The organism is Pseudomonas sp. (genome assembly GCF_002796985.1).
Taxonomy (GTDB): domain Bacteria; phylum Pseudomonadota; class Gammaproteobacteria; order Pseudomonadales; family Pseudomonadaceae; genus Pseudomonas.
The window spans coordinates 95,765-121,621 of sequence record NZ_PEKX01000006.1; the positions used below are offsets into that span (position 1 = coordinate 95,765).

A 25,857-nucleotide genomic window follows, 5' to 3' on the forward strand; every position below is an offset into this window, starting at 1 on the left:
GGTTTCCAGCAAGCAGCGGAGTCGGGCGGGTTCGCGAGCAAGCTCGCTCCCACAGATGCTCCGTGCCTTCGACCGGTCGAGAATGAGGAGGCCGGACACCGGCAACCAGAGCCTACCCGGCGAGCGTAGGAGAGGACTTCGTCCGCGATCGGGTGGGCGTCAGCGAGGAGGGCGCATTGCTGCAGGAAGGGAGCCGGACGATCAGAGAATGATCTTGTCCTTGAGCTTCTCCGCCGCCTGCTGCAGCGCCTGGATGACCCGTTCCTTGTCGTAGTTCTGCACGTTGTTGGTGTCCAGGTACATGGAGAAGCCCGGCACCTCGTGCTCGACGAAGCTGGGGTTGGAACCCAGGTCGCGGCGGAAGTCGACCACCTGGTAGATCTGCACCGGCTTGCTGAAGCCTTTCACGGTGATCTGGCCCTTGTCGCGGCACATCAGCACATCCTTCACCAGCGAGTAGGTCTCGTGGCTGATGAGGATCTCGCCGGCTTCGGCGGCGCTTTCCAGGCGGCTGGCGAGGTTCACTTCGCGGCCGATGATGGTGTAGTCCATGCGCGTATCGGCGCCGAAGTTGCCCACGGTGCAGTAGCCGGTGTTCAGGCCCATCCGCACCTCCAGCGGCTTGGTGATGCCCTGGGCGCGCCACTGCTGGCGCATGACCTTCATGTGCTTGCGCATCGCCACGGCCATGGACACGGCGGCCACGGCATCCTTCTTCGCGCCCTGGGTGGCCGGGTCGCCGAAGAACACCATCACGCAGTCGCCGACGAACTTGTCGATGGTGCCGCCGTATTTCAGGGCGATCTTCGACATCTCGTTGAGGTAGTTGTTGAGCATGTCGGTGAGGGCTTCGGCTTCGAGCTCCTCGGACAGCTCGGTGAAGCCCTTGATGTCGGAGAAGAACACCGTGAGCTTCTTGCGCTGGGTCTCCAGGCGCACGCTGCGCTTGCCGCTGAAGATCGATTCCCACACCTGCGGCGACAGGTACTTGGCCAGGTTGCTGGCCAGGCGCGCGGCCTTTTCCTGCTCCAGGGTGATGGCCGAGCGGGCCAGGGCCAGGCGCAGGCCCTGCTGGTGCACGAAGAAGGCGGTAACGCAGATGTACAGCGTGGAGAACAGTACGCTGACCAGGGCGACGATGCTTGGCGTCTGGCCCTTGTAGGCTGGGGCGATCAGCGCGGCGCTGAGCACCGCGGCGCTCAGTGCCACCAGCAGCGCCAGGCCCAGGGAGCGCAGGCCGCCGATGATCAGCGCGGAGAAGGCGAGGACCAGCACCAGCATCAGGCTGGGCACTTCGGAGAAGCCCAGCAGTGTGGTGGCGATGCCGGCGTGCAGGGCGTCGACGAACAGCAGCACCAGGCGGGTGCGCTGCGGGTGGTCGCGCTTGAATCGGCGGCTGACCTGCTGGGCGAGGTGCGGGTAGAGCAGGGCATACGGAATCATCCAGAGGATGTCGTAGCCGAAATACTTGGCAACGGTGCCGGCGGTGATGGTTGCGGCAACGGCAATATAGGCCAGCACGCGGGAATGGTATTCGCGCAGGGGAACGGGGGTGAGCGAACTGCTGGAGCGCTCGAGAACGTTAGGCTTCATGCGCAAGAAACTTCCCTAGTGCGCGTAGGCTCGTGGCCAATTGCGCGTCTGATTTTGGGGGAATCTTATTCCATGCGCAGTCCCCGGGGCCAGCGACGGTTCGACACTCTTCGCCGCGGACCGCCGGTCACCTCGGGACCCTCAGGCCATCGTGCCGTCGGGCTTCTGGTAGATCGAGCGGCGGGGCTGGGCAAAGACCCGCCGCAGCATGGGTTCGAAGAACGCCAGGGGCAGCACTTCGCCGTCCGGATCGAAGGCGGCGGCGTCGTAGCGCGCGCAGAATTCGATGGTCTGCTCGAACTGCGGGTGGTCCTTGAACTGCTCGCGCAGGTGCCGGTCCAGACCCAGGTGGTGGAAGAAGTAGTAGCCCTGGAAGATCGCGTGCTTCTCGATCATCCACAGGTTCGCCTCGCTGACGAACGGCTTGAGGATGGCCGCGGCGATGTCGGCGTGGTTGAACGAGCCGAGGGTGTCGCCGATATCGTGGAGCAGGGCGCAGACCACGTACTCCTCGTCGCGGCCGTCACGGTGGGCCAGGGTGGCGGTCTGTAGCGAGTGGGTCAGGCGATCCACCGGGAAGCCGCCGAAGTCGCCGTCGAGCAGGCGCAGGTGGGTCAGGATGCGGTCGGGCAGGAGGGCGGCGTACTGGCCGAAGTCCTTGGCGATGATCGCCCAGTCCTCGGCGCTGCCGTCTTCCATGTGGGTGAAGTGGGCGCGTGCGTTCATCAGGCTGTCCTCTTGTGATTGTTGGAGGGGGACGGCTCCAGTCTAGAAGCCTGTCGCAGCGGCGGTAGTGTCCGTGCAGCGCCAGCGGGGTGTCCCGGTGGGCGCGAATGGCGTGGCATCAGCCGCGCGGATGGCGGCCGCTCTGGCCAGAAGAAACGCTCAAGGGTTCTGCGGGTCGTGGCCCAGCGACTGCAGGAACAGCGAGAACAGCTCCGGCTGCGAGGAGATGTCGAGCTTGTTGTACAGGTGGCGGCGGTGGACCTTGACGGTCTCCGGGGATATCGCCAGGCGCTCGGCCATGGCCTTGGAGGAGTAACCCCGCAGGATCAGCCGGGCGATCTCCAGCTCGCGCTCGGAAAGCACACCCGCGCCGAAGTGGCTCAGGGCATCGCGTACCTGCACCGCCACGCCGTCATTGGCACCCGGCAGCAGGCGTTGGCGGCGCTGCTGCCAGTGCTGCTGCATCAGTGCCAGCACCCAGGGGCAAAGCATCGCCAGCAGGCCGGTTTGCTCGCCGTCGAACAACCTGCGCATGCCCAGCGACAGCGACAGAGCGCCTTCGCCGGGCAGTTGGAGGATGAACTGCACCTCGTCCTCCAGCACGTTGTCGTGGAAGTAGCTGAGGAAGTACTCGCTCTGGCGGAACTGGTCCGGGGAAATTTCTTCCAGCCGGTACAGCCCGCTGGGCACGCCCTCGCGGCAGGCCTGGTAGAACGGGTCGAGTTGGAACAGGCCGTCGAGGTAGATGGCCATGGCCGCGGGCCCGGCGGTGGGCTCGGCGTCGTATTCCTCCAGCGCCACCGGCGTACCGCTGGCCGGGTAGAACATCGCCAGGGCGTTATCGAACGGCAGCCACTGGTGCAGTAGCAGGACCAGTTGTTTCCAGAAACGCGGCTGGCCGATCTGCTCGATGGCGCGGCCGAGGTTGGCGTGCATGCCGACCTCGCGGAACAGGGTGTGCATCGGCGGGTTTTCTCCAGTGCAGAGAGGGGGACTGGGCCCACGGTTTCCTCCTTTTACCCGCCCGCCGTCAAGGGGGCGTAACCCCAAATGGTGATTGGCCGCTGCGCGTACCCCGCACAGACTCAGCGCCACCTGACGCCCCGAGCAAGAGGGCGCAACAAGGTTTTCGTTCCTGCCTCAGCCACCAATAACAACACGAGGAAACAACGATATGAGCGCTTCCCCTGCGCCAGCGAGCGCGCTCAAGCCCAGCCTGGGCGTGCTCGACGTAGTCGCCATCACCGTCTCGGCGGTCACCCCCGCCAGCTCCGTTTTCGTCATCGCTCCCTTCGCCATCCAGCAGGCCGGCAGCGGCGCCTTCCTGGCCTTCGTCTTCGCCGGGTTCCTGGCCCTGATGTTCGCCTGGTGCTACGCCGAACTCGGCCGCGCCCACAGCTCCGCCGGCGGCGAGTACGTCTACGCCAAGCGCGTGTTCGGTGGTCTCGCTGGCTACGCCACCTTCCTTACCGTGCTGGTCTCGTTGCTGTTCATCCCGCCGGTACTGGCGACGGGCGCGGCGACCTACCTCAACAACGCCCTGGGAACGAACTTCGACACCCAGACCGTCGCCCTGGTAATAGTCGCCGCCAGCTACGTGCTGGGCATCCTCAACATCCGCGTGAATGCCTGGATCACCGGCGTGTTCCTGCTCTGCGAAGTGGCGGCACTGCTGGTGATCGTGGTGCTCGGTTTCGGCCACGTCAGCCAGCCAATGAGCGTGCTGGTGCAGCCACAGCATATCGACGGCGGGATACTGGCCGCTGCGCCCTGGGCGCTGGTGATCGGCGCCGTGGGCACCGCGCTGTTCTCCTACAACGGTTTCGGCGGCGCGGTGCTGCTAGCCGAGGACATGAAGTGCGGCGGGCGCAGCGTGCACCGCGCAGTGATCTGGTCGCTGGTGCTGGTGGTGGTGATCGAGATCGTCCCGCTGACCGCGCTGCTGCTGGGCGCGCCCTCGCTGAAAGACATGATCGCCAGCCCCGACCCGGTCGGCTACCTGCTCACCGCCCATGGCAACGAAACGCTGTCGCGGCTGGTCAGCGCCGGCATCTTCCTCTCGGTGTTCAACGCCATCGTCGCCATCGTCATCCAGGTCGGCCGGGTGATCTTCAGCAGCGGCCGCGACGAGCTGTGGACGCCGCTGATGAACCGCGCTTTCACCCGCATCCATCCGCGCTGGGAGTCGCCCTGGATCGCCACGCTGTTCCTCGGCGTGCCCTCGGCCGCGCTGAGCTTCAGCTCGAACCTGGAGGAGCTGACCTCCTTCACCGTCCTGCTGCTGGTGATGGTCTACCTGGTGGTAGCGCTTTGCGCGCTGTTCAGCCGCGTGCTGCGCCGCGACCGCGAGCATCCGTACCGCATGCCGCTGTGGCCGCTGCCGGCGATGCTGGCGGTGGTCGGTGCCGGCTACCTGCTGCTCAACCTGTTGCTCGACGCTTCCTCGCGGGACGTCATGATCATTGCCGGGATACTGGCCGTGTCGGTGATTCTCTACAGCACCTACGGCAAGCTCAGCCCGGCCTTCCAGAAGCTCTGAACCTTTCCAAGGAGACAGCATGCGCGCTCGTCAACTCGGCATCACCCTCGGCCTGGGCACGCCCGGCGAGTTCAACGCCATCACCGATGTGCCCGGCATCCGCGTCGGCCACAGCACCCTGATCGGCGAGCGTGACGGCAAGGCCGTGCGCACCGGGGTCACGGTAGTGCAACCACGCGACGGCGCGGCGCGCCAGCAACCCTGCTTCGCCGGCTGCCACGTACTCAATGGCAACGGTGACGCCACCGGCCTTGAGTGGATTCGCGAGGCGGGGCTGCTGACCACGCCCATCGCCATCACCAATACGCACAGCGTGGGCGCGGTGCGCGATGCGTTGATCGCCGCCGAGCACGCCGAGCTGGCGGACCCGTCCGTCTACTGGTGCATGCCGGTGGTGATGGAGACCTACGACGGCCTACTCAACGACATCTGGGGCCAGCACGTTGGTGCCGAGCAGGTGCGCGAGGCGCTGGCGGCGGCTGAACCCGGCCCGGTGCGGGAAGGCCCGGTGGGTGGCGGCACGGGGATGATCTGCCACGAGTTCAAGGGCGGCATCGGCACCTCCTCGCGCAAGTTGCCGGCGGAGCAGGGCGGCTGGACGGTGGGCGCGCTGGTGCAGGCCAACCATGGTCAGCGCCGCGAATTGCGGGTGGATGGTTACCCGGTCGGCCGCCACCTGGGCGACCTGCCTTCGCCCTTCGCCGAGCAAGGTACGCCGGGCATGGGCTCCATCGTGGTGATCCTCGCCACCGACGCGCCGCTGCTGCCGCACCAGTGCCAGCGCCTGGCGCAGCGCGCTTCATTGGGGATCGCCCGTACCGGCGGTGGCACCGACGATTCCAGCGGCGACATCTTCCTCGCCTTCGCCACCGGTAATCGCGACCTGCCGCTGGCGGACTACGGGCGCAAGGACCTGCCGTTCACCACGGCCCTGGAGATGGTCAACAACGACCACATCTCGCCGCTGTTCGCGGCGGCAGCCGAGGCCGTGGAGGAAGCCATCGTCAACGCGCTGCTGGCCGGCAAGGACATGCGCACCGATGACGGCGTGCTGGTGCCGGCGCTGAGCGGGGAACGGTTGCTGGCGGCCCTGCGCGAAGTCGGTTGGAAGAGATGACGTGACGCATTTGTAGGATGGAGCGAAGCGATACCCATTGATTGGCCCTGTGCCGATGCAGCATGGGTATCGCTGCGCTGCGCTCCACCCATCCTGCGAACAGCAATAAAAAAGCCGGAGCTGCTGGGCAGCTCCGGCTTTTGCCTTTCCCGTACCGCCGATCAGTTCGGGGTGTAGATCTGGTCGAACACGCCACCGTCGGCGAAGTGGGTCTTCTGCACGGTGCGCCAGTCGCCGAAGGTCTTCACCACGGAGAAGAAGTCCACCTTCGGGAAGCGGTCGGAGAACTTGGCCAGCACTTCCGGATTGCGCGGGCGCAGGTAGTTGTTCGCGGCGATGGTCTGGCCTTCGTCGGACCACAGGTACTTCAGGTAGGCCTCGGCCTCGGCGCGGGTGCCTTTCTTGTCGACCACCTTGTCGACAACGGCCACCGGCGGCTCGGCTTCGGCGGAGACGGTCGGGTAGACCACTTCGAAACCGCCACGGCCGAACTCGCGAGCGATCATTTCGGCTTCGTTTTCGAAGGTCACCAGCACGTCGCCGATCTGGTTCTGCATGAAGGTGGTGGTCGCCGCGCGGCCGCCGGTATCCAGCACAGGGACGTTCTTGAACAGTTGGGCGACGAATGCCTTGGCCTTGGCTTCATCGGCACCGTGCTTCTGCGCGTAGCCCCAGGCAGAGAGGTAGGTGTAGCGGCCGTTGCCCGAGGTCTTCGGGTTCGGCACCACGACCTGCACGCCCGGTTTCACCAGGTCGTCCCAGTCCTTCAGGCCCTTGGGGTTGCCCTTGCGCACGATGAACACGGTGGCGGAGGTAAAGGGCGCGCTGTCGTTGGGCAGGCGGGTGGCCCAGTCCTTGGGCACCAGGCCGCCGTGGTCGGCCAGGGCGTCGATGTCGGTGGCCTGGTTCATGGTGATGACGTCGGCCGGCAGGCCGTCGATCACTGCGCGGGCCTGTTTGCTGGAACCGCCGTGGGACATCTGGATGGTGATCTTCTCGCCTTTCTCGGCCTGCCAGTGCTTCTGGAAGGCGGCGTTGTAATCCTTGTAGAAGTCGCGCATCACGTCGTAGGAGACGTTGAGCAGGGGCTGGGCGGCCTGGGCGGCGGAAGCCAGGGCGAGGCCGGCGGCCAGCAGCGAGGCGCTGAACAGACGTTTCACGAGCAGTTCCTTTTGGCAGTGTTGTTGGGTGTCGATTATGCCGGCAGGTTATATGGCACTTAAATACTTAAAGGCTATTTGCTTATTCGCTGGGCCGCGGAAAAAGTGCGTTGCCGCAACGCGAGCAGAATGCGGCTTCCGGCTCATGGCTGGTCTTGGCGCACGCCGGGCAGGGCTTGTCCAGTTGCCCCGGCGCGCGCTCCTGGCGCATGGCGTTGTGCAGTTCGGCACTGAAGATGCCGGTGGGCACGGCGATGATCGAGTAGCCGGTGAGCATGACCAGGCTGGCGATGGCCTGGCCCAGCGGGGTTTTCGGGGTGATGTCGCCGAAGCCCACGGTGGTCAGCGTGACGATGGCCCAATAGATGCCGCGCGGGATGCTGGTGAAGCCGTGCTCGGGGCCTTCGACTACGTACATCAGCGAGCCGAACACCGTCACCAGGCTCATCACCGAGACGAAGAACACCGTGATCTTCTGTCGGCTGCCGCGTAGCGCGGTGAGCAGGAAGTCGGCCTGGCGCAGGTACTGGCGCAGCTTGAGGATGCGGAAGATGCGCAGCACGCGGACCACCCGCACGGCCAGCAGGTACTGCGCGTTCGGGTAGAAGATGGCAACCACGCCGGGCACCACGGCCAGCAGGTCGATCAGCCCGTAGAAGCTCAGCGCGTAGCGCAGCGGCTTGGGGGAGCAGTACAGGCGCAGCAGGTATTCGATGAGGAACAGGCCGTTGATCACCCATTCGATGTCGCTGAGCAGGCTGCCGTAGGCAAGGCTGATGTCGTCGACGCTATCAAGGATCACCACCAGCAGGCTGGTGAGGATGACGATCAGCAATACGCTGTCGAAACGCCGGCCGGCGACGGTGTCGGATTGGAAGATGATGACGTAGAGGCGCTGGCGCCAGCGGGGGGAATCGGCCATGGGGGAATCCACGTCAGGGGATTCAGACACCTTAGCCGAGATGCGCGGGGGCAGCCGTAGCCGCCCCCGCGCGCGTTTGAGAATGTCAGGTCAGGCGCGCTCGCCGGCCGGCGGCTCGTCCACGTCGCCCTCGGCCAGGCAGGCCGCGGCGGTGAACAGCACGTCGGTGGAGGAGTTCAGCGCGGTTTCGGCGGAATCCTGGAGGATGCCGATGATGAAGCCGACCGCCACCACCTGCATCGCCACTTCGCTGGAAATACCGAACAGGCCGCAGGCCAGCGGGATCAGCAGCAGCGAGCCGCCAGCCACGCCGGATGCGCCGCAGGCGCAGACCGAGGCGACCACGCTGAGCAGGATGGCGGTGGGCAGGTCCACGTCGATGCCGAGGGTGTGCACCGCCGCGAGGGTCAGCACGCTGATGGTGATCGCCGCGCCGGCCATGTTGATGGTGGCGCCCAGCGGGATCGACACCGAGTAGGTGTCCTCGTGCAGGCCCAGGCGTTCGCACAGTTGCAGGTTGACCGGGATGTTGGCCGCCGAGCTGCGGGTGAAGAAGGCGGTGATGCCGCTCTCGCGCAGGCACGTCAGCACCAGCGGGTAAGGGTTGCGACGGAGCTTGGTGAAGACGATCAGCGGGTTGACCACCAGCGCAACGAACAGCATGCAGCCCAGCAGCACGGCCAGCAGGTGCAGGTAGCCGAGCAGTGCGTCGAAACCGGATTCGGCAATGGTGCCGGCCACCAGGCCGAAGATGCCCAGCGGGGCGAAGGCGATCACCACACGGACGATCAGGGTCACGCCACTGGCCATGTCATCGAGCAGGTCGCGGGTGCTCTGGCGAGCGTGGCGCAGGGCGATGCCCAGCCCGATGGCCCAGGCCAGGATGGCGATGAAGTCCGCCTCCAGCAGTGCCTTCACCGGGTTGGTGGTGACGCTGAACAGCAGCGAGCGCATGACTTCGCCGATGCCGCCGGGTGGCGACAGTTCACTGGCCGGCGCGTGCAGCACCAGGGTGGACGGAAAGGTGAAACTGGCGATCACCGCGACCACGGCTGCCGCGAAGGTGCCGATCAGGTACAGCAGCAGGATTGGCCGGATATGGGTGCGCTGGCCCTGCTTGTGGTTGGCGATGGAAGCCATCACCAACACCAGTACGAGCACTGGTGCCACGGCCTTCAGGGCGGAGATGAACAGCTTGCCGAGCAAGCCGACGGCTACGGCGCCTTGCGGCCAGAGCACGGCGAGGGCAATGCCGCAGAGCATGCCGATGAAGATCCGCAGGACCAGGCTGGTGCGCTTGAGCCGCTGCAGGAGGGTGGGAGCTGGAAGCGTCATGGCATCTTTCGCTGCTGGAAGTGGGATCGCACAGGGTGCGAAAGGTCGCGGATTATGCCGTCTGATGCCGGGAAATGCGCGGTTACCCGTCGATTGAACGGTCCACTTGCGTTTCGGCAGGTGTCGGGTTGCAGTCTGAGTGTGCGAGCTTGGGCCGGCATTGATCCATGCCGGTCGCCTTGGCAATAGGCTGGCTCTCAGCCGAGTTCGACGAAGGCTTCCGGGTCCAGGTCGATGGCGGCGACCCGCTGCACGGCGCCGCGCATGGTGACCTGGAAGTCATCCTCGACGCGGATTTTCAGGCGACCGCCGGCCAGTTGCAGGTCGATGTGCTCGTCGCACAGGCCGAGTCGGCGCGCCACCGAGGCTGCTGCGCAACTGCTGGTCCCCGAGGAGAGCGTGTAGCCCGCGCCGCGCTCCCAGATTTCCACACGCAGGGCGTTGCGGGACAGCCACTGGACGAACTGCACATTGGTGCGCCGGGGGAACAGTGGGTGGTTTTCCAGCAGCGGGCCGAGGCGGCAGGCCAGCTCGCGGCTGGTCTGCTCGACGAACACCACGCAGTGCGGGTTGCCCATGGAGACGGCGTTGATCTTCAGCGCCACGCCGTCGACTTCCAGTGGTCCATTGATTTCCAGGGGATAGTCCAGCGCCTCGGGGGCGTCGATCAGCACCGGAATCTTCGCGCAGGAAAACTCGGCCCGGCCCATGGACACCTCCACGGTGCGGCCCTCATCGAACACCTGGCTGGTGACGGTGCCGCCGGCGGTGACGATGGCGAACGGCTGGTCGGCGACCAGCCCGCCGTCCCACAGGTAGCGGGAGAAGATGCGCAGGCCGTTGCCGCTCTTCTCCGCTTCGGAGCCGTCGGGGTTGAGGATGCGCAGGCCGAAGGCGTTGTCCGTGTGATTCGCCACCAGGATGCCATCGGAGCCGATGCCGTGGTGGCGGTCGCAGACGCGGCCGATCTGTGCCGCGCTCAGGGTGAATGGCGCGGTGCCGGCGTAGACCAGATAGTCGTTACCCAGGGCCTGGTATTTCACGAAGTTCATCGCCGCGATCCGTCGCCGAAAGATGAATCCGACTATACACGCGGCTCGCTGTTTTCCCTTCCCAGGTTATGCAGCAGCGCTTCCAGCGCGCGCTGGCCGAGGATGACCAGCCAGCAGGCGAGGATGAAGGGCGCAGTGAACGCGGGCAGGCCGACGAGGGCGAAACAGGGTTGCAGCAGCACCGCCAGGGCAATGCCGCACAGTGGCGCCAGCGGGCTGCGGAAGCGCAGCGACAGGGCTATGCCGGCCAGCGCGCCGTTCAGGCCGAGCAGCCCGGCCTGCGCCGAGGCGGCCGGCAGGTCGAACAGCGGTGCCATGGCCAGTGCTCCGGCGGCGCCGGCCAACGCCCAGAAGGCGGCGCGACGTTCCACCAGCAGCAGGCCGAGGGCGATGGTCAGGCCGGCGAGTGGTTCGCCGAGGAAGATCACTTCGCCGAAGCCCTGCGCGGTCGAGTCCAGCAGCGGATTGGCCACGCCGCAGGACAGGCAGGCGATGCCGCTCGCTGGTGCAAGGCCGAGCGCCTTGCCCAGCGCTACCGAGACCCAGCCCAGCAGCACGAAGGCCGAGGTATAGGCCGGCAGGCCGAAGCGCCGGCGCGACTGGCGCAGCAGCACGGCCTGCACGGCGACGCTGGTGAGGATGGCGGCGACGCTGAGCATCACCAGCCCCAGCGACCACTGGAACTGGAAGGGCAGCAGCAGGCCGATGAGGATCGGGTTGTAGTCGTGCAGGCCGGCGTCGATATCTGCCTGCGATTCACGCACGAAGCGCGCAGTGAGCGGGCCGAGCAGCGCACCCAGCAGTGCGCCGGGCAGCAGGTGCGGGGCGGACCAGGCGATGGTCAGCAGCAGGATCAGGCCGAAACGGGCGTCGGCCTGCAGGTAGATCTGGCCGAAGCCGATCAGCCGGGTACGGAGCTGCTGTTTCGGGGGGAACGGGTTCAGGGGCATGTTGGTTCTGGGCAGTTGAAAGTGACTCCGCAGCGCCTCGTTGGGTGTAGGGCATCGAGGCCCCATCGGCGGGCGCTGCGTGAGAACCTTGTGACGCCGCCATACGGAGCCGCGCCACGGGTCTGGAAAAAGAAAAGAGGCTGCCCGCGGGATCACCGCGAACAGCCTCGAAAATCCATGGCCAGCATTGGGAGTTGCTGCGTGGGGGCCATGGACCGACAAGCATTCGGTACTCGTGTTTCTGCTGCTGAAGCACTCAGTAGCAAGGTCAATCCCGGACGGACGGGGACGCGGCCCCGTATTCCCGGCCCCGTCCGTCCGGAAGTGACTCGGTGCGGAGGCACGCGCGGTGGCGTGGCTCCTGAACTCGGTGTTTCTCCTGCCAGCCTGCTTTCCCTCACCCCAGCCCTGGCTGCGCGCCCCTCTCAGAGGGATAGGGGGCCGTTCGGTGTGGCTATCAGTCCGGTGCTACCCGGTACGTTCAGGCTGCGCGGTATTTCAAGGAGCGCCACACTTGCCGGCGACTCCGATCAGCTCTCTCTCCCGCTTGCGGGAGAGGGTTGGAGTGAGGGGCTCTGGCTTTTCTTAAGCCCCCAATGCCGGTGCTACGGTCTCGATCCGCAGCATGTTGGTGCTGCCCGGCTGGCCGAAGGGCACGCCGGCGGTGATCACCACAGTGTCGCCACGGCGCGCCATGCGCTGGGCCAGGGCGATGTCCAGGGCGGTGGAGCAGATCTCGTCGACATGGGCGAGCTGCGCGTTGACCACCGAATGGACGCCCCAGGCCACGGTCAGGCGGCGGGCGGATTTCAGTTGCGGGGTCAGGCTGAGGATCGGTGCCTTGGGCCGTTCGCGGGAGGCGCGCAGGGTCGAGGCGCCGGACTCGGTGTAGTTCACCAGCACCGCCACCGGCAGGATGCGGCTGATCCGGCGGATCGCGCAGCTGATGGCGTCGGACACGGTGGCGTCCGGCTCGGCACGGTTGAGCTCCAGCTGGGCCTGATAGTCCGGCTCGGCTTCGACCTGGCGGATGATCTTCGCCATCATTTCCACCGATTCGCGCGGGTATTGGCCCGAGGCGCTCTCGGCGCTGAGCATCACGCAGTCCGCGCCTTCGCTGACGGCGTTGGCAACGTCGGTCACCTCGGCGCGGGTCGGCGCCGGGGAGAAACGCATCGATTCGAGCATCTGGGTCGCCACCACCACCGGACGGCCGAGCTGGCGGCAGACCTGGATGATGCGCTTCTGGATGCCCGGCACGCTCTCGGCCGGCATCTCCACGCCGAGGTCGCCACGGGCGACCATGATCGCGTCGGACAGCTTCGCGATGGCTTCGATGGACTGCACCGCCGAGGGCTTCTCGATCTTGGCCATGAGGAAGGCCTTGTCACCGATCAGCTCGCGGGCTTCCTCGATGTCTTCGGGGCGCTGCACGAAGGACAGGGCTACCCAGTCCACGCCCAGCTCCAGGCCGAAGGTCAGGTCGCGGCGATCCTTGGCGGTCAGCGGGCTGAGCTTGAGCACCGCTTCCGGGACGTTGACGCCCTTGCGGTCGGACAGCTCGCCGCTGTTCATCACGCGGGTCTCGATGGCATCGCTGTGGGCGTTGAGCACCTGCAGGCGAATCTTGCCGTCGTCCAGCAGCAGGCTCATGCCCGGCTCCAGCGCCTGGATGATTTCCGGGTGGGGCAGGGTGACGCGCTTGTCGTCGCCTGGTGCGTCGTTCAGGTCGAGAGTGAAGGTCTGGCCCTTCTGCAGTTGTACCGCGCCCTCGGCGAAACGACCCACGCGCAGCTTCGGCCCTTGCAGGTCCATGAGGATGCCGATGGGGTAGTTCAGCTCGGCTTCCACTTCACGTACCCAGGCGAAACGCTGGGCGTGGTCGCTGTACTCGCCGTGGCTGAAGTTCAGGCGGAACAGGTTGGCGCCGGCTTCCACCAGGGCGCGGATGTCGTCGCGGCTTTTGATCGCCGGGCCCAGGGTGGCGAGAATCTTTACTTTCTTGTCAGGGGTCATTTGTCGTTCTCGAGGACCAGAATGGCGCGGAAGTCGTTGACGTTGGTGCGGGTCGGCTTGGTGATCACCAGGTCGCCCAGTTCGGCGAAGAAGCCGTAGCCGTTGTTGTTGTCGAGCTCGTGCAGCGGGTTCAGGCCGGCCTTGAGGGCGCGGCTGTAGCTGCATGGGCTCATCAGGGCACCGGCGTTGCTTTCCATGCCGTCGATGCCATCGGTGTCCCCCGCCAGGGCCCAGAGGTTCGGTTCACCTTTGAGGTCGGCGGTGAGGCTGAGGAGAAACTCGGCGTTGCGTCCGCCACGGCCGTTGCCGCGCACGGTCACGGTGGTCTCGCCACCGGAGAGGATCAGGCACGGCGCCTTCATCGGCTGGCCATGCTTGCGGATTTGCCGGGCGATGCCGGCGTGGACCTTGGCCACCTCGCGGGATTCGCCTTCCAGGTCGCCCAGGATCAGCGTCGGGATGCCGGCGGCTTCAGCCTTGGCAGCGACTGCATCGAGGGCGTGCTGGGGCGTGGCGATCAGCTTGAAGTGGCTGCGCGACAGGCATTCGTCACCGGGTTTGACGGTCTCCGAGCGTGGGTCTTCCAACCAGGTGCGCACGTGCGCCGGGACGTCGATGGCGTAGCGCTTGAGGATTGCCAGGGCATCGGCGGAGGTGGTCGGGTCGCCCACGGTGGGGCCGGAAGCGATCACCGTGGCCTCGTCACCGGGCACATCGGAAATCGCGTAGGTGTACACGCTGGCCGGCCAGCAGGCGCGGGCCAGGCGGCCGCCCTTGATAGCCGAGAGATGCTTGCGCACACAGTTCATTTCGTTGATCGCGGCGCCGGATTTCAGCAGCGCCTTGTTCACGCTGCGCTTGTCGTCGAGGCTGATGCCTTCGGCGGGCAGGGCGAGCAGGGCGGAGCCGCCGCCGGAGAGCAGGAAGATCACGCGGTCGTTCTCGGAGAGGCCGCTGATCAGCTCCAGCACACGACGGGCGACGCGTTCACCGGCGTCGTCCGGCACCGGGTGCGAGGCTTCCACCACTTCGATGCTGCGGCACTCGGCTCCGTAGCCGTAGGGCGCAACTACCAGGCCTTCGACCTGGCCGTTCCAGTGCTTCTCGGCGACTTCGGCCATGGCCCCGGCGGCCTTGCCGGCGCCGATGACGATGGTGCGGCCGCCCTGGTCGGCGGGCAGGTGTTGCGCCAGTACCTGGGCCGGATGCGCGGCGGCGATGGCGGTGTCGAACAGCTCGCGCAGGAAGGCGCGTGGGTCGAGGCTCATGACAGGCTCCGGTGATTCTTGTTGTGGTGTTCCATGGCTCAGGCTTCTGTCGTCAGAAGGCTCAGCGATGGAATCGAACACCCGGCCGGCGAGGCCGTGATTCCCTACGGCCGGGTGTTCGAGTCGCTTTGCAGCGTGGCGGGCTAAGCCACTCCCATAACGTCGCCCGTCACTTTGCTCTTGCTGGCGTTATCCGCCGTACAACTGGCTCTTCGTAGGATGGCGTGGAGCGAAGCGATACCCATCGATCCCGGTACCGCTGAATGATGGGTATCGCAAGCTCCACCCATCCTGCGAAGGCATTTCTCAGTCCTTGCGGATGGAGAAGTTGGCCATGTGCTCCAGGCCCTTGATCAGGCCGGAGTGGTCCCAGTTGCTGCCGCCGATGGCTGCGCAGGTACTGAACACCTGTTGGGCGTTGGCGGTGTTGGGCAGGTTCAGGCCCAGTTCGCGAGCGCCGGCCAGGGCCAGGTTGAGGTCCTTCTGGTGCAGGCTGATGCGGAAGCCCGGATCGAAGGTGCCCTTGACCATGCGCTCGCCGTGTACTTCGAGGATGCGCGAGGAGGCGAAGCCGCCCATCAGCGCTTCACGCACCTTGGCCGGGTCGGCGCCGTTCTTGGCGGCGAACAGCAGGGCTTCGGCGACGGCCTGGATGTTCAGGGCGACGATGATCTGGTTGGCTACCTTGGCGGTCTGGCCATCGCCATTGCCGCCGACGCGGGTGATGTTCTTGCCCATCGCCTGAAGCAGCGGCAGGGCGCGTTCGAAGGTGTTCGGGCAGCCGCCGACCATGATGCTCAGGGTCGCGGCCTTGGCGCCGACTTCACCGCCGGAAACCGGGGCGTCCAGGTACTGCGCGCCGGTCGCCTTGATCTTCTCGGCGAAGGTCTTGGTGGCGGTGGGGGAGATCGAGCTCATGTCGATCACCACCTTGTTCGGGCCCACGCCCTCGGCGATGCCGTCCTTGCGGAACAGCACGTCTTCGACCTGCGGGGTGTCCGGGACCATCACGATGATGAACTCGGCTTCCTGGGCGACTTCCTTGGGGTTGCCCAGGCCGATGGCGCCGGCTTCGACCAGGGCCGCCGGGGCGGCGTCGTGGTGGGTGGAAACGAAGATCTGGTGACCGGCTTTCTGCAGGTTCTGCGCCATGGGCAGGCCCATGATGCCGGTGCCGATGAATCCGATTTTGGCCATGAGGAATTCTCCTGGTTGTTCTTGTTAGGCTGGCTGGTGCGCTGCGTACCCAACGCGCCGGCCGGCGAATCAGATGACGTTGTGGCTCTTCAGCCAGCCGAGGCCAGCTTCGGTAGTGGTCTTGGGCTTGTATTCGCAGCCGACCCAGCCGCGGTAACCGATGCGGTCCAGGTGGTCGAACAGGAAGCGATAGTTGATTTCGCCGGTGCCCGGTTCGTGGCGGCCGGGGTTGTCGGCCAGCTGCACGTGGTTGATCGAGGCGAGGTTCTTCTCGAGGGTGCGCGCCAGGTCACCTTCCATGATCTGCATGTGGTAGATGTCGTACTGCAGGAACAGGTTGGCGCTGCCGACCTTCTCGCGGATGTCCTGGGCCTGCTTCGTGGTCTGCAGGTAGAAGCCGGGAATGTCGAGGGTGTTGATCATTTCCATGACCAGCTTGATGCCCGCGGCTTCGAGCTTGCCCGCCGCGTACTCCAGGTTGTTCAGGAAGGTGTTTTCGATGGTCGCGCAGTCGTAACCCTGCGGACGGATGCCGGCCAGGCAGTTGATCTGGGTGTTGCCCAGCACCTTGGCGTAGGCGATGGCCTTGTCGACGCCGGCGCGGAATTCCTCGACGCGGTCCGGGTGGCAGGCGATACCGCGCTCGCCCTTGGCCCAGTCGCCGGCGGGCAGGTTGAACAGCACTTGTTCGAGCTGGTTGGCGTCCAGGCGGGCCTTGATCACCTCGGCCTCGACGTCATACGGAAAGAGGTACTCGACACCACTGAAGCCGGCGCGCGCGGCGGCTTCGAAACGGTCGAGGAAGTCCACCTCGGTGAACAGCATGGACAGGTTGGCGCAGAAACGGGGCATTGGTTGACTCCTTGATGGCGTGTTGCACGAACAGCCCCCTCTCCCATCAGGGAGAGGGTTGGGGAGAGGGCGTCACCGCGCGCTCCCGGGTTCGGTACAGCTGATCAGTCCAGCAGCGGCTTAATCCAAGAGAGAGATGGCAGTCGGTGCGTCGATACCCTTGAGCGCCAGCTCTTCGAACTCGTTGACCGCGTTGATTTCGGTACCCATGGAGATGTTGGTGACGCGCTCCAGGATGACCTCGACCACCACCGGTACACGGTGCTGCTGCATCAGCTCGCGGGCTTGGGCGAAGGCGGCGCCGATCTGGTTCGGGTCGGTCACGCGGATCGCCTTGCAACCCAGGCCCTCGACCACGGCCACATGGTCGACGCCGTAGCCGTTGAGCTCCGGTGCGTTGACGTTTTCGAACGCCAGCTGCACGCAGTAGTCGATCTCGAAGCCGCGCTGCGCCTGACGGATCAGACCCAGGTAGGAGTTGTTCACCAGTACGTGGATGTACGGCAGGTTGAACTGCGCACCGGCGGCCAGTTCTTCGATCATGAACTGGAAGTCATAGTCGCCCGACAGCGCGACGACCTGACGGCTCGGGTCGGCCTTGACCACGCCCAGGGCTGCCGGAATGGTCCAGCCCAGCGGGCCGGCCTGGCCACAGTTGATCCAGTGGCGCGGCTTGTAGACGTGGAGGAACTGCGCGCCAGCGATCTGCGACAGGCCGATGGTGCTGACGTAGCAGGTGTCCTTGCCGAAGAACTCGTTCATTTCTTCGTAGACGCGCTGCGGCTTGACCGGCACGTTGTCGAAGTGGGTCTTGCGCTGCATCGTGCGCTTGCGCTCGCGGCAGGCTTCGACCCAGGCGCTGCGGTCCTTCAGCTTGCCGGCGGCTTTCCACTCGCGGGCTACTTCGAGGAACACATCCAGGGCGGAGCCGGCGTCGGAAACAATGCCCAGGTCCGGGGTGAAGACGCGACCGATCTGGGTCGGTTCGATGTCCACGTGGACGAACTTGCGGCCTGCGGTGTAGACGTCGACCGAACCGGTGTGGCGGTTGGCCCAGCGGTTGCCGATGCCCAGCACCATGTCCGATTCCAGGACGGTGGCGTTGCCGTAGCGGTGCGAGGTCTGCAGACCGCACATGCCGGCCATCAGCGGGTGATCGTCAGGGATGGTGCCCCAGCCCATCAGGGTCGGGACCACCGGCACGCCGGTCAGCTCGGCGAACTCCACCAGCTTGTCGGAAGCGTCGGCGTTGATGATGCCGCCGCCGGCGCAGATCAGCGGACGCTCGGCGTCATTGAACAGGGCCAGTGCTTTTTCAGCCTGGGCGCGGGTGGCCTTGGGCTTGTTCACCGCCAGCGGTTCGTAGGCGTCGATGTCGAATTCGATCTCGGCCATCTGCACGTCGAACGGCAGGTCGATCAGCACCGGGCCGGGACGGCCGCTGCGCATTTCGAAGAAGGCTTTCTGGAAGGCATAGGGCACCTGGCCCGGCTCCAGCACGGTGGTCGCCCACTTGGTGACCGGCTTGACGATGCTGGTGATGTCCACGGCCTGGAAGTCTTCCTTGTGCATGCGCGCACGGGGAGCCTGGCCGGTGATGCAGAGGATCGGGATGGAGTCGGCGGAAGCCGAGTACAGGCCGGTGACCATGTCGGTGCCGGCAGGGCCGGAAGTACCGATGCACACGCCGATGTTGCCGGCGTTGGTGCGGGTGTAACCCTCAGCCATGTGCGAGGCGCCTTCGACGTGGCGGGCCAGGACGTGATCGATGCCACCGAGTTTCTTCATGGCCGCATACATGGGGTTGATGGCGGCGCCCGGCACGCCGAAGGCGGTATCGACACCTTCGCGACGCATGACGAGTACGGCAGCCTCGATTGCTCTCATTCTGGCCATATTTTGTTCCTCGGTTCTTATACTGATTGTGTACAAAAGTTGAGGCGATTCTAGGCAGGCAATTCGGCGAAGGTCAAGATGGGTTGTATACGAGGGACTGAGCGGTCATTTTTGCTTGGAAGCCTTCTATTTAGATGCTTGCAGGAAAAAGCTGAACGCGGGGTCAAACTATCGTTTGAAAAAATGTATACAAAAATAGATGTGAATTGTCCTTTTCTGTTGCTTTGAGTGAGACCTTCGGCTACTAGATTGCGTACAGATTTCTGATACGCGTGTGCGCAGCATTCACCTGTGCGCATGCCGTGGCCCCGACTTACCGACCTTGATCCGCCTTATCAACTTGAAGAGGAAAACCTCATGAGCATCCTGAGTCTGGAAACCGCACTGGACATTACCCGCCACGCCCTGGTCGCCAGCCGTGAGCTGTCCACTGCGCCACTGACCATCGCCGTGCTGGACGCCGGCGGGCACTTGCTGAGCCTGCAGCGCGAGGATGGTGCGAGCATGCTTCGTCCGCAGATCGCCATCGGCAAGGCGTGGGGCGCGGTGGCGTTGGGTAAGTCGTCGCGAGTGCTGGCGGCTGACGCTCAGCAGCGCCCGGCGTTCATCGCGGCGGTGAACACGCTGGCGCAAGGCAACGTGGTACCCGCACCCGGTGGCGTGCTGATCCGCAATTCGGCCAATGAAGTGATAGGCGCCATCGGCATCAGCGGCGACGCTTCGGACATCGACGAGCAATGCGCGATCCGTGGCGTGCAGGCGCTGGGCCTGGTCGCCGACGCGGGCTGATCGAAGCAGGGAAGGGCGCGCGGCTCATCGCGCGCCTCGCTCCTACGCGCTTCCGGGGTACTTGCAGGGCGGGTGGAGCGAAGCGATACCCATGCTGCAGCGGTTGAAAACCGTCAGATCGACAACGGCCGCAAACGCCCCTGCGGCTTGGGCTCGGCACCATTGTCCGGCGCGGTGCCTCGCAGTACCAGGCGGGTGATGGTCTCGATGGCGGCCTCGAAGTCCGCATCGCTGAGGCTGGCCTTGCCGGTGACGATGGAAATCTGCCAGTCGAAATCGGCGTAGGTCTGAGTCGCCGCCCAGATGGTGAACAGCAGGTGATGCGGGTCCACCGACGCCAGCAGCCCGCGGTCGATCCAGCTCTGCAGGCAGGCAATATTGCGCTGGGCCTGGGTGTTCAGCTCATCCAGGTATTCCTTCGGCAGGTGCGGCGCACCGTGCATCAGTTCGCTGGCGAACACCTTCGAGGCGTGCGGCAGTTCCTGGGATATCTTCACCTTGGAGCGGATGTAGGCGCGCAGTGCCTCACTCGGCTCGTCGTCCTCGCGGAATGGCGCGGAGGCCTGCAGCAGCGGCTCGACGACGCTTTCCAGCACGCAGCGGTAAAGGTTTTCCTTGGACTGGAAGTAGTAATAGACGTTGGGCTTGGGCAGCCCCGCGCGAGCGGCGATGTCGCTGGTCTTGGTCGCCGCGAAACCCTTCTCGGCAAATTCCTCGCTGGCTGCTCGCAGGATGAGGCGCCGGTTACGCTCGCGAATGCTGGTCATTGGCTGGTCTTCTTTCTTTTATTGCTGTTGTCACAGAACAGAGCCGGGCATGGTAGCACCGGGCTCTCGAGCCTCTCAACTCGGCCCGGTCGCGGGTACTGGCGTGCAATTTCCTGACTCGCGGGTCGATTTTGTGTATACAGCGATGGCGTTCTAAGGTATTTCTAGCGCACTTTCGTTCGGCACCTGCCATCCGGAAAATCCCACTGCCATGCCCGATTCCCAGTTGGTCGACCCCTTCGGTCGACGCATTACCTACCTGCGCCTGTCGGTCACCGACCGCTGCGACTTCCGCTGCACCTACTGCATGAGCGAAGACATGCAGTTCCTGCCGCGCGACCAGGTGTTGAGCCTGGAGGAACTTGAAGCCGTGGCCGACGCCTTCATTGGTCTGGGTGTGAAGCGCATCCGCATCACCGGCGGCGAGCCGCTGGTGCGCAAGGGCCTGACCGGTCTGCTGAAGCGGTTGGGTGCGCGTCCGGAGCTGGAAGACCTCTCCATCACCACCAATGGCTCGCAACTGCGCGAGCGCGCGGCCGAACTGCGCGCCGCCGGTGTGCGCCGCCTGAATATCAGCCTGGACTCGCTGCGCCGTGAACGCTTCGCCGCCTTCACTCGATCCGACAAGCTGGAGCAGGTGCTCGACGGCATCGACGCCGCCCGCGAAGCCGGGTTCGAGCGCATCAAGCTCAATGCCGTGGTGCAGAAAGGCCGCAATGACGACGAAGTCTGCGACCTGGTGGCCTTCGCCCTGGAGAAGGGCATCGACATCAGTTTCATCGAAGAGATGCCGCTGGGCAGCGTCAGCAGCCACGAGCGCAAGCAGACTCTGTGCAGCAGCGACGAAGTCCGCGCGCAGCTCGCCGAGCGCTGGCAATTGCTGCCGACGCCCGAGCGCAGCGGTGGGCCGTCGCGTTACTACCGCATCGACGGTAACGCCAGCCGCATCGGCTTCATTTCCCCGCACAGTCACAACTTCTGTGGCGACTGCAATCGCGTACGGGTGACTGCTGAAGGCAAGCTGGTGCTCTGCCTGGGGCACGAAGGCGCACTGGACTTGCGCCAACTGCTGCGCGAGCACCCTGGCGATGGCGTGCGCCTGCGCGATGCACTGATGCAGGCGCTGCAGCTCAAGCCCGAACGACACCACTTCGAGGCGGATCGACAAGTGCAGGTACTGCGCTTCATGAGCATGACCGGCGGCTGAGTCCGCCACGGCGGCTGCCCGGCCCGCCTGACAGAACAAAAACAACAGCTAACAAGGAGAGTCGTTTGAAGCTCAAGGCCTTCTGCTGCGCGCTTGCCAGCATCCTTTCCACTGGCGTCATGGCGCAGACCTATGTGGTCGGCGTCGAGAAACTCGCCTTCGCCCCGCACTACGTCACCGATGCACAGGGCAATTACCAGGGCTTCGCCCGAGAAGTGCTGGACCTGTTCGCCAGCACCAATGGCATCACCCTGGAATACCGCCCACTACCGGTGGATGCCCTGCTGCCGGCGCTGCTTTCCGGCCAGGTCGACCTCAAGTACCCGGACAACCCCAACTGGGCGCCCGAACAGAAGGCCGGGAAAACCCTGCGTTACAGCCAGCCGGTGAGCCAATATGTCGATGGCGTGCTGGTGGCGCCGGAGCGGCTGGGACAGGGCGTCGGCGCGCTGAAGCGGCTGGCGCTGGTGGACGGCTGGACGCCTCGTGGTTACGAGCAGCAGGTGCAGTCCGGGCAGATCAGCATCGCGCCGGGCGCCGACCTGCGGCAGATGATTCACGCCGCGCTGAAGAAGCAGGCTGATGGCGCCTATTTCAACGTGGTGGTCGCCACCTACTACCTGGACAATATTCGCGCGAAGCCGGGCGCTCTGGTGTTCGATCCGTCGCTGCCGCACACCCGCAGCGCCTTCCACCTGTCCACGGTGAAGCAGGGCGAGCTGGTCGAGCGCTTCGACCGCTTCCTCGTCGACCACGCCAAGGAAGTCGCTGCGCTCAAGACGAAGTATGGTGTCGAGGCGAGCCTGGATTCCGAGCACCTGGGCGTCGAGCAGTGGAAAGTGGACTTCCTCGAGCGCCAGAAAGCGAAACAGAAGTCGCCCTGAGCCGTCTTCTTCCCTAAAATCGCCGCTGCCGTTCGCGCGCCAGCCGTAGGGAGGATGAAGTGCGCCGCGCCTTGTTCTTCCTTCTCCGCCATTCCCAGCCGGAGCCGGCATGAGCGATCTCCGCATTCCCTTGCGCGAGGGCGCGCTGGTTTGCCCCGGCTTTCGCATCCAGGCCCAGCCTGAACCCTCGCTGGAGATCGATGGCGATCTGCTCTGGGCGCTGGAGCAGCCGCGGTGGTGCCCCGTGGCAGTGTTGCTGGAAGAGCGTGACGGCGCGTTTTGGATCACCCCGCTTCCGTTGGCGCAGCAGCCCGGTTTCGACCCGCAACGGGTGATCGGCTGGTGCGACGAGCCGGTGCGCATCGAGCAGCCTGAAGGTGTCGAAGATGCGGAGGCCGCTATCCATTGGTGGCGTGGCGGCACAGTCGAGGACGTGCGCGGACGCATCAGCCACCACCCCTGGGGGCGTCTGTTGCGCCTCGAAGGTCCGGGTATCGGCCCGGAGCACATTCTCTTTCCCCGTGGCCACGCCTGCCTCTACCTGGGTCATCTGGACGCCGACTGGAGCCAATTGCGCTTCGAACTCTTTGCCTGAGCCAGCATCTCACTAGATAGCGGCCCTGCGGTTGCCGCCGAAGTGGCGGGAGCGTGGTGGTCGGTTGTCTCGCGTGCGAGCGGCCTGCACCTCCTGCTTAGTGCATGCAGTCCATGATGAGGTGACCCAGAATGACCATAACAAAACGGGTAAAAAGCCTTGCGGCAGTCCTGGTGTTCGCGCAGTTGGGTGTCGTTGCGCAAATCCCGTTGGCTCAGGCCGCCATGGTGGGTACGGGCGAAGTGCTGCAGGCACAGCAGCAACAGGTCGACCGCGAACAGTTGTTGAAGATGCTCGATGACCAGGGGGTGCAGAAAAAGCTGCAGTCCATGGGCGTGGAGCGCGGCAAGGTCGAACAGCGCATCAAGAGTCTGTCCAACGAAGAGCTCGCGCAGTTCAACCAGCAACTGGACCAGGCGCCGGCGGGTGGGATCATCGGCATCATCCTGTTGTTCCTGCTGATCTTCGTGATCACCGACATGCTGTGTATTACCCACATCTTCACCTTCGTGAGGTGCCAGCGTTGAGGTGCTGGGCCATGGCCGTCGCCCTCGCGGCGGCCGTGGCACTCGGCGGCTGCGCGCAGTCGCCGACGCTGCCATCCAGCGTGGAGGCGTTGCCGGAGCGAGTGGAGCTGAGCGATGTGCAGTTCTTCCCGCAGCAGGAGTTTCAGTGCGGCCCGGCCGCGCTCGCGACCATGCTTAACCAGCGCGGCGTGCGGGTGACTCCTCGCGAGCTGAAGGATCGGGTGTTCATCCCCGGCCGCGAGGGCAGCCTGCAGGTGGAGCTGGTGGCCGCGGCTCGGGAGAAGGGCATGTTGGTCTATCCGCTCAAGCCGCGCCTGGAGAGCATCCTCAGCGAAGTGGCGGCGGGCAATCCGGTGCTGATCCTGCAGAATCAGGGGCTGGACTGGCTGCCGGTCTGGCACTTCGCAGTGGTGGTCGGCTTTGACCGCAATCGCCACGAACTGATCCTCCGCTCGGGCATCACCGAGCGCCTGGTGATCGACTTCACCGCCTTCGACCTGACCTGGAAACGCAGCCAGCGCTGGGCGGTGCTGACCGTACCGGTGGATCGCCTGCCTGCCACGGCGGAGCCGACAGCCTGGTTGCGGGCGGCTCATGACCTGGAGGAAACCGGGCAGCCGGCGTTGGCGGAGCAGGCCTATCGCACCGCGACCCGTGCCTGGCCGCAGGAGTCCCTCGGCTGGTTCGCCCTCGCCAACGCGCGTTACACGGACGGCAACCTGAGTGATGCCGAGGACGCGCTGCGCCGCAGTGTCGGCGCGAAGCCGGCGTTTGCAGCGGGCTGGTTCAATCTGGCCAACGTGCTGGGTGAGCGCGGCTGCCCGCAGCAGGCCGGCGTCGCGGCGAGTTGTGCGCGTCACTTGGCGCCGGACGATGCGCGTTTCTCGCAGAAAGTCAGCAGTGCGGCAGTGGCGGGTGCCAGTTGCCAGTCGGTACCGGCCTGCCCGGCGAACTGAGGCTGCCGGTTCCTGAGCCAAAGCGGGGAGGGCGTAGCGAGTCCTGCAATGCCCCCGGCGAGGTGCTTGGCGTGGCCACGAAAAAAACATCGGTACGCGGCGGAGCGTCAGCCAAGGCGAGTGCGTCGGCTGCGAAGAAGGTGGCGCCTCGCGATGAAAAAGAAAACGGCGCCCAGAGGCGCCGTTCTTCTTCGTGCGGTGCGGAGCGTCAGACGCCCAGCTTGTCTCGCAGGGTGTAGTACCAGGCACCGATCGCGGAGAACGGAACCTGGAACATGCGCCCGCCCGGGAAGGGATAGTGCGGCAGATCGGCAAAGGCGTCGAAACGCTCGGCCTGGCCACGCAGGGCCTCGGCCAGCACCTTGCCGGCGAGGTGGGTATAGGTAACGCCGTGGCCGGAGCAGCCCTGGGAGTAGTAGATGTTGTCGCCGATGCGGCCAACCTGCGGCAGGCGCGAGAGGGTCAGCAGGAAGTTGCCGGTCCAGGCGAAGTCGATCTTCACGTCCTTCAGCTGCGGGAAGACCTTGAGCATCTTCGGACGAATGATCGCCTCGATGTTCGACGGATCACGCGCACCGTAGACCACGCCGCCGCCGAAGATCAGACGGTTGTCGCCGGTCAGGCGGTAGTAGTCGAGCAGGTAGTTGCAGTCTTCGACGCAGTAGTCCTGCGGCAGCAGGGACTTGGCCAGGTCGGCGCTCAGCGGCTCGGTGGTGATCACCTGGGTCCCGCACGGCATGGACTTGGACGCCAGTTCCGGAACCAGGCCGCCGAGGTAGGCGTTACCGGCCACCACGATGAACTTGGCTTTTACGCGGCCTTGCGGAGTGTGCACGACCGGGTTGGCACCACGTTCGATACGGATGGCAGGAGACTGCTCGTGAATCACGCCGCCCAGCGATTCCACGGCCGCGGCTTCGCCCAGGGCGAGGTTCAGCGGGTGGATGTGGCCGCCGCTCATGTCGAGCATGCCGCCGACGTAGCTGTCGGTCTTGACGACTTCGCGGATGCGCTTGGCGTCCAGCAGTTCCAGCTGGGTGTGGCCGAAACGCTCCCACAGCTTCTTCTGGGACTCCAGGTGGCCCATCTGCTTGGCGCTGAGGGCCGCGAACACGCCACCGTCCTTCAGGTCGCACTGGATGTTGTACTTGGCGATACGATCGCGAATGATGCGGCCGCCTTCGAAAGCCATGTCACCCAGCAATTTGGCCTGCTTGGCGCCGACGGTGCGTTCGATGACGTCGATGTCACGGCTATAGCTGTTGACGATCTGGCCGCCGTTGCGGCCCGACGCGCCGAAGCCGACCTTGGCGGCTTCCAGTACGGTGACCTTGAAGCCGCTTTCCAGCAGGAACAGGGCGGTCGACAAGCCGGTGTAGCCTGCGCCGATCACGCAGACATCGGTTTCCACCTCGCCCTGCAGTTCAGGACGGGCCGGAACCGGGTTGGCCGAAGCTGCGTAATAGGAAGTGGGGTAGGAAGTGTGCGGCATAATGCACCTGTGTTTGT

23 protein-coding genes are annotated in these 25,857 nt (G+C 65.3%); 8 read left to right on the plus strand and 15 right to left on the minus strand.

The window, feature by feature from the left end; all coding sequences use genetic code 11:
• Window positions 1-201: 201 nt before the first annotated feature.
• The 3 genes from CTR55_RS05305 to CTR55_RS05315 all read right to left on the minus strand — a co-directional run bounded on the left by CTR55_RS05305 (window position 202) and on the right by CTR55_RS05315 (window position 3,282).
• Entirely contained in the window at window positions 202-1,593 is a 1,392-nt protein-coding gene (locus CTR55_RS05305) for an adenylate/guanylate cyclase domain-containing protein (RefSeq protein ID WP_296284507.1), read from the minus strand.
• 141 nt (window positions 1,594-1,734) lie between these two features.
• Complete coding sequence (locus tag CTR55_RS05310) at window positions 1,735-2,319, minus strand: HD domain-containing protein (RefSeq protein ID WP_296284508.1); 585 nt, start codon at window positions 2,317-2,319, stop codon at window positions 1,735-1,737.
• 159 nt (window positions 2,320-2,478) lie between these two features.
• Window positions 2,479-3,282, minus strand: coding sequence for a helix-turn-helix transcriptional regulator (locus CTR55_RS05315; protein ID WP_296284509.1), 804 nt, complete (start codon window positions 3,280-3,282; stop codon window positions 2,479-2,481).
• Window positions 3,283-3,493: 211 nt separating this feature from the next.
• Between CTR55_RS05315 and CTR55_RS05320 the strand changes: the two genes are divergently transcribed.
• Together CTR55_RS05320 and CTR55_RS05325 are read left to right on the plus strand one after the other, a co-directional pair.
• Window positions 3,494-4,858 carry an APC family permease gene (locus CTR55_RS05320; RefSeq protein ID WP_296284510.1) on the plus strand — a complete coding sequence of 455 codons (1,365 nt, stop codon included), beginning with the start codon at window positions 3,494-3,496 and terminating at the stop codon, window positions 4,856-4,858.
• Between the two features lie 19 nt (window positions 4,859-4,877).
• Complete coding sequence (locus CTR55_RS05325; RefSeq protein WP_296284511.1) at window positions 4,878-5,975, plus strand: P1 family peptidase; 1,098 nt, start codon at window positions 4,878-4,880, stop codon at window positions 5,973-5,975.
• Window positions 5,976-6,136: 161 nt separating this feature from the next.
• Here CTR55_RS05325 and CTR55_RS05330 read toward each other — a convergent pair whose 3' ends face one another.
• The 10 genes from CTR55_RS05330 to gcl form a co-directional block, all read right to left on the minus strand.
• Window positions 6,137-7,135: a sulfate ABC transporter substrate-binding protein gene (locus tag CTR55_RS05330; protein ID WP_296284512.1), complete on the minus strand. Its 999-nt coding sequence runs from the start codon at window positions 7,133-7,135 to the stop codon at window positions 6,137-6,139.
• 82 nt (window positions 7,136-7,217) lie between these two features.
• On the minus strand, window positions 7,218-8,057 hold the full coding sequence (locus CTR55_RS05335; RefSeq protein ID WP_296284513.1) for an ion transporter: 840 nt from the start codon (window positions 8,055-8,057) through the stop codon (window positions 7,218-7,220).
• Window positions 8,058-8,147: 90 nt separating this feature from the next.
• Window positions 8,148-9,392, minus strand: a complete 1,245-nt coding sequence (sstT, locus tag CTR55_RS05340) for a serine/threonine transporter SstT (RefSeq protein ID WP_296284514.1) — start codon at window positions 9,390-9,392, stop codon at window positions 8,148-8,150.
• A gap of 197 nt (window positions 9,393-9,589) precedes the next feature.
• The gene (dapF, locus tag CTR55_RS05345; RefSeq protein WP_296284515.1) at window positions 9,590-10,444 is read right to left on the minus strand and encodes a diaminopimelate epimerase; all 855 of its coding nucleotides are present in this window, start codon (window positions 10,442-10,444) and stop codon (window positions 9,590-9,592) included.
• A 32-nt stretch (window positions 10,445-10,476) separates the two neighbouring features.
• Entirely contained in the window at window positions 10,477-11,394 is a 918-nt protein-coding gene (locus CTR55_RS05350; protein WP_296284516.1) for an urea transporter, read from the minus strand.
• A 585-nt stretch (window positions 11,395-11,979) separates the two neighbouring features.
• Window positions 11,980-13,410 (minus strand): pyruvate kinase, encoded by a 1,431-nt coding sequence (gene pyk / locus CTR55_RS05355; RefSeq protein ID WP_296284517.1) that lies wholly within the window; start codon window positions 13,408-13,410, stop codon window positions 11,980-11,982.
• Window positions 13,407-14,678 carry a glycerate kinase gene (locus tag CTR55_RS05360; protein WP_296284518.1) on the minus strand — a complete coding sequence of 424 codons (1,272 nt, stop codon included), beginning with the start codon at window positions 14,676-14,678 and terminating at the stop codon, window positions 13,407-13,409. Before CTR55_RS05360 ends, pyk begins: the two co-directional genes overlap by 4 nt.
• Before the next feature lie 306 nt (window positions 14,679-14,984).
• Entirely contained in the window at window positions 14,985-15,875 is an 891-nt protein-coding gene (locus CTR55_RS05365) for a 2-hydroxy-3-oxopropionate reductase (protein WP_296284519.1), read from the minus strand.
• 69 nt (window positions 15,876-15,944) lie between these two features.
• The gene (hyi, locus tag CTR55_RS05370; protein WP_296284520.1) at window positions 15,945-16,727 is read right to left on the minus strand and encodes a hydroxypyruvate isomerase; all 783 of its coding nucleotides are present in this window, start codon (window positions 16,725-16,727) and stop codon (window positions 15,945-15,947) included.
• A gap of 120 nt (window positions 16,728-16,847) precedes the next feature.
• Window positions 16,848-18,623: a glyoxylate carboligase gene (gene gcl / locus CTR55_RS05375; RefSeq protein ID WP_296284521.1), complete on the minus strand. Its 1,776-nt coding sequence runs from the start codon at window positions 18,621-18,623 to the stop codon at window positions 16,848-16,850.
• A gap of 357 nt (window positions 18,624-18,980) precedes the next feature.
• On the opposite strand from gcl, the gene CTR55_RS05380 reads away from it, so the two are divergent.
• Window positions 18,981-19,412 carry a heme-binding protein gene (locus tag CTR55_RS05380; RefSeq protein WP_296284522.1) on the plus strand — a complete coding sequence of 144 codons (432 nt, stop codon included), beginning with the start codon at window positions 18,981-18,983 and terminating at the stop codon, window positions 19,410-19,412.
• Between the two features lie 113 nt (window positions 19,413-19,525).
• Here CTR55_RS05380 and CTR55_RS05385 read toward each other — a convergent pair whose 3' ends face one another.
• Entirely contained in the window at window positions 19,526-20,179 is a 654-nt protein-coding gene (locus CTR55_RS05385) for a TetR/AcrR family transcriptional regulator (protein ID WP_296284523.1), read from the minus strand.
• Between the two features lie 211 nt (window positions 20,180-20,390).
• Between CTR55_RS05385 and moaA the strand changes: the two genes are divergently transcribed.
• The 5 genes from moaA to CTR55_RS05410 all read left to right on the plus strand — a co-directional run bounded on the left by moaA (window position 20,391) and on the right by CTR55_RS05410 (window position 24,348).
• Window positions 20,391-21,386, plus strand: a complete 996-nt coding sequence (moaA, locus tag CTR55_RS05390) for a GTP 3',8-cyclase MoaA (protein ID WP_296284524.1) — start codon at window positions 20,391-20,393, stop codon at window positions 21,384-21,386.
• 65 nt (window positions 21,387-21,451) lie between these two features.
• Window positions 21,452-22,270: a transporter substrate-binding domain-containing protein gene (locus CTR55_RS05395; protein ID WP_296284525.1), complete on the plus strand. Its 819-nt coding sequence runs from the start codon at window positions 21,452-21,454 to the stop codon at window positions 22,268-22,270.
• Window positions 22,271-22,379: 109 nt separating this feature from the next.
• Window positions 22,380-22,865, plus strand: a complete 486-nt coding sequence (locus tag CTR55_RS05400; protein WP_296284526.1) for a hypothetical protein — start codon at window positions 22,380-22,382, stop codon at window positions 22,863-22,865.
• A 131-nt stretch (window positions 22,866-22,996) separates the two neighbouring features.
• Complete coding sequence (locus tag CTR55_RS05405; protein ID WP_296284527.1) at window positions 22,997-23,392, plus strand: PA2779 family protein; 396 nt, start codon at window positions 22,997-22,999, stop codon at window positions 23,390-23,392.
• A gap of 11 nt (window positions 23,393-23,403) precedes the next feature.
• On the plus strand, window positions 23,404-24,348 hold the full coding sequence (locus CTR55_RS05410) for a PA2778 family cysteine peptidase (RefSeq protein WP_296284528.1): 945 nt from the start codon (window positions 23,404-23,406) through the stop codon (window positions 24,346-24,348).
• Between the two features lie 208 nt (window positions 24,349-24,556).
• Here CTR55_RS05410 and CTR55_RS05415 read toward each other — a convergent pair whose 3' ends face one another.
• Window positions 24,557-25,840 (minus strand): FAD-binding oxidoreductase, encoded by a 1,284-nt coding sequence (locus tag CTR55_RS05415; protein WP_296284529.1) that lies wholly within the window; start codon window positions 25,838-25,840, stop codon window positions 24,557-24,559.
• Window positions 25,841-25,857: the final 17 nt, after the last annotated feature.

Excerpts from the sequence above, each read along its gene's own strand:
- CTR55_RS05365 (WP_296284519.1), bottom strand. The coding sequence starts at position 15,875 with ATGGCCAAAATCGGATTCATCGGCACCGGCATCATGGGCCTGCCCATG.
- sstT (WP_296284514.1), bottom strand. The coding sequence starts at position 9,392 with ATGACGCTTCCAGCTCCCACCCTCCTGCAGCGGCTCAAGCGCACCAGC.
- CTR55_RS05305 (WP_296284507.1), bottom strand. The coding sequence starts at position 1,593 with ATGAAGCCTAACGTTCTCGAGCGCTCCAGCAGTTCGCTCACCCCCGTT.
- moaA (WP_296284524.1), top strand. The coding sequence starts at position 20,391 with ATGCCCGATTCCCAGTTGGTCGACCCCTTCGGTCGACGCATTACCTAC.
- pyk (WP_296284517.1), bottom strand. The coding sequence starts at position 13,410 with ATGACCCCTGACAAGAAAGTAAAGATTCTCGCCACCCTGGGCCCGGCG.
- dapF (WP_296284515.1), bottom strand. The coding sequence starts at position 10,444 with ATGAACTTCGTGAAATACCAGGCCCTGGGTAACGACTATCTGGTCTAC.
- CTR55_RS05320 (WP_296284510.1), top strand. The coding sequence starts at position 3,494 with ATGAGCGCTTCCCCTGCGCCAGCGAGCGCGCTCAAGCCCAGCCTGGGC.
- CTR55_RS05380 (WP_296284522.1), top strand. The coding sequence starts at position 18,981 with ATGAGCATCCTGAGTCTGGAAACCGCACTGGACATTACCCGCCACGCC.
- CTR55_RS05400 (WP_296284526.1), top strand. The coding sequence starts at position 22,380 with ATGAGCGATCTCCGCATTCCCTTGCGCGAGGGCGCGCTGGTTTGCCCC.
- gcl (WP_296284521.1), bottom strand. The coding sequence starts at position 18,623 with ATGGCCAGAATGAGAGCAATCGAGGCTGCCGTACTCGTCATGCGTCGC.
- CTR55_RS05325 (WP_296284511.1), top strand. The coding sequence starts at position 4,878 with ATGCGCGCTCGTCAACTCGGCATCACCCTCGGCCTGGGCACGCCCGGC.
- CTR55_RS05405 (WP_296284527.1), top strand. The coding sequence starts at position 22,997 with ATGACCATAACAAAACGGGTAAAAAGCCTTGCGGCAGTCCTGGTGTTC.
- CTR55_RS05385 (WP_296284523.1), bottom strand. The coding sequence starts at position 20,179 with ATGACCAGCATTCGCGAGCGTAACCGGCGCCTCATCCTGCGAGCAGCC.
- CTR55_RS05360 (WP_296284518.1), bottom strand. The coding sequence starts at position 14,678 with ATGAGCCTCGACCCACGCGCCTTCCTGCGCGAGCTGTTCGACACCGCC.
- CTR55_RS05415 (WP_296284529.1), bottom strand. The coding sequence starts at position 25,840 with ATGCCGCACACTTCCTACCCCACTTCCTATTACGCAGCTTCGGCCAAC.
- CTR55_RS05410 (WP_296284528.1), top strand. The coding sequence starts at position 23,404 with ATGGCCGTCGCCCTCGCGGCGGCCGTGGCACTCGGCGGCTGCGCGCAG.
- CTR55_RS05310 (WP_296284508.1), bottom strand. The coding sequence starts at position 2,319 with ATGAACGCACGCGCCCACTTCACCCACATGGAAGACGGCAGCGCCGAG.
- CTR55_RS05315 (WP_296284509.1), bottom strand. The coding sequence starts at position 3,282 with ATGCACACCCTGTTCCGCGAGGTCGGCATGCACGCCAACCTCGGCCGC.
- CTR55_RS05350 (WP_296284516.1), bottom strand. The coding sequence starts at position 11,394 with ATGCCCCTGAACCCGTTCCCCCCGAAACAGCAGCTCCGTACCCGGCTG.
- hyi (WP_296284520.1), bottom strand. The coding sequence starts at position 16,727 with ATGCCCCGTTTCTGCGCCAACCTGTCCATGCTGTTCACCGAGGTGGAC.
- CTR55_RS05335 (WP_296284513.1), bottom strand. The coding sequence starts at position 8,057 with ATGGCCGATTCCCCCCGCTGGCGCCAGCGCCTCTACGTCATCATCTTC.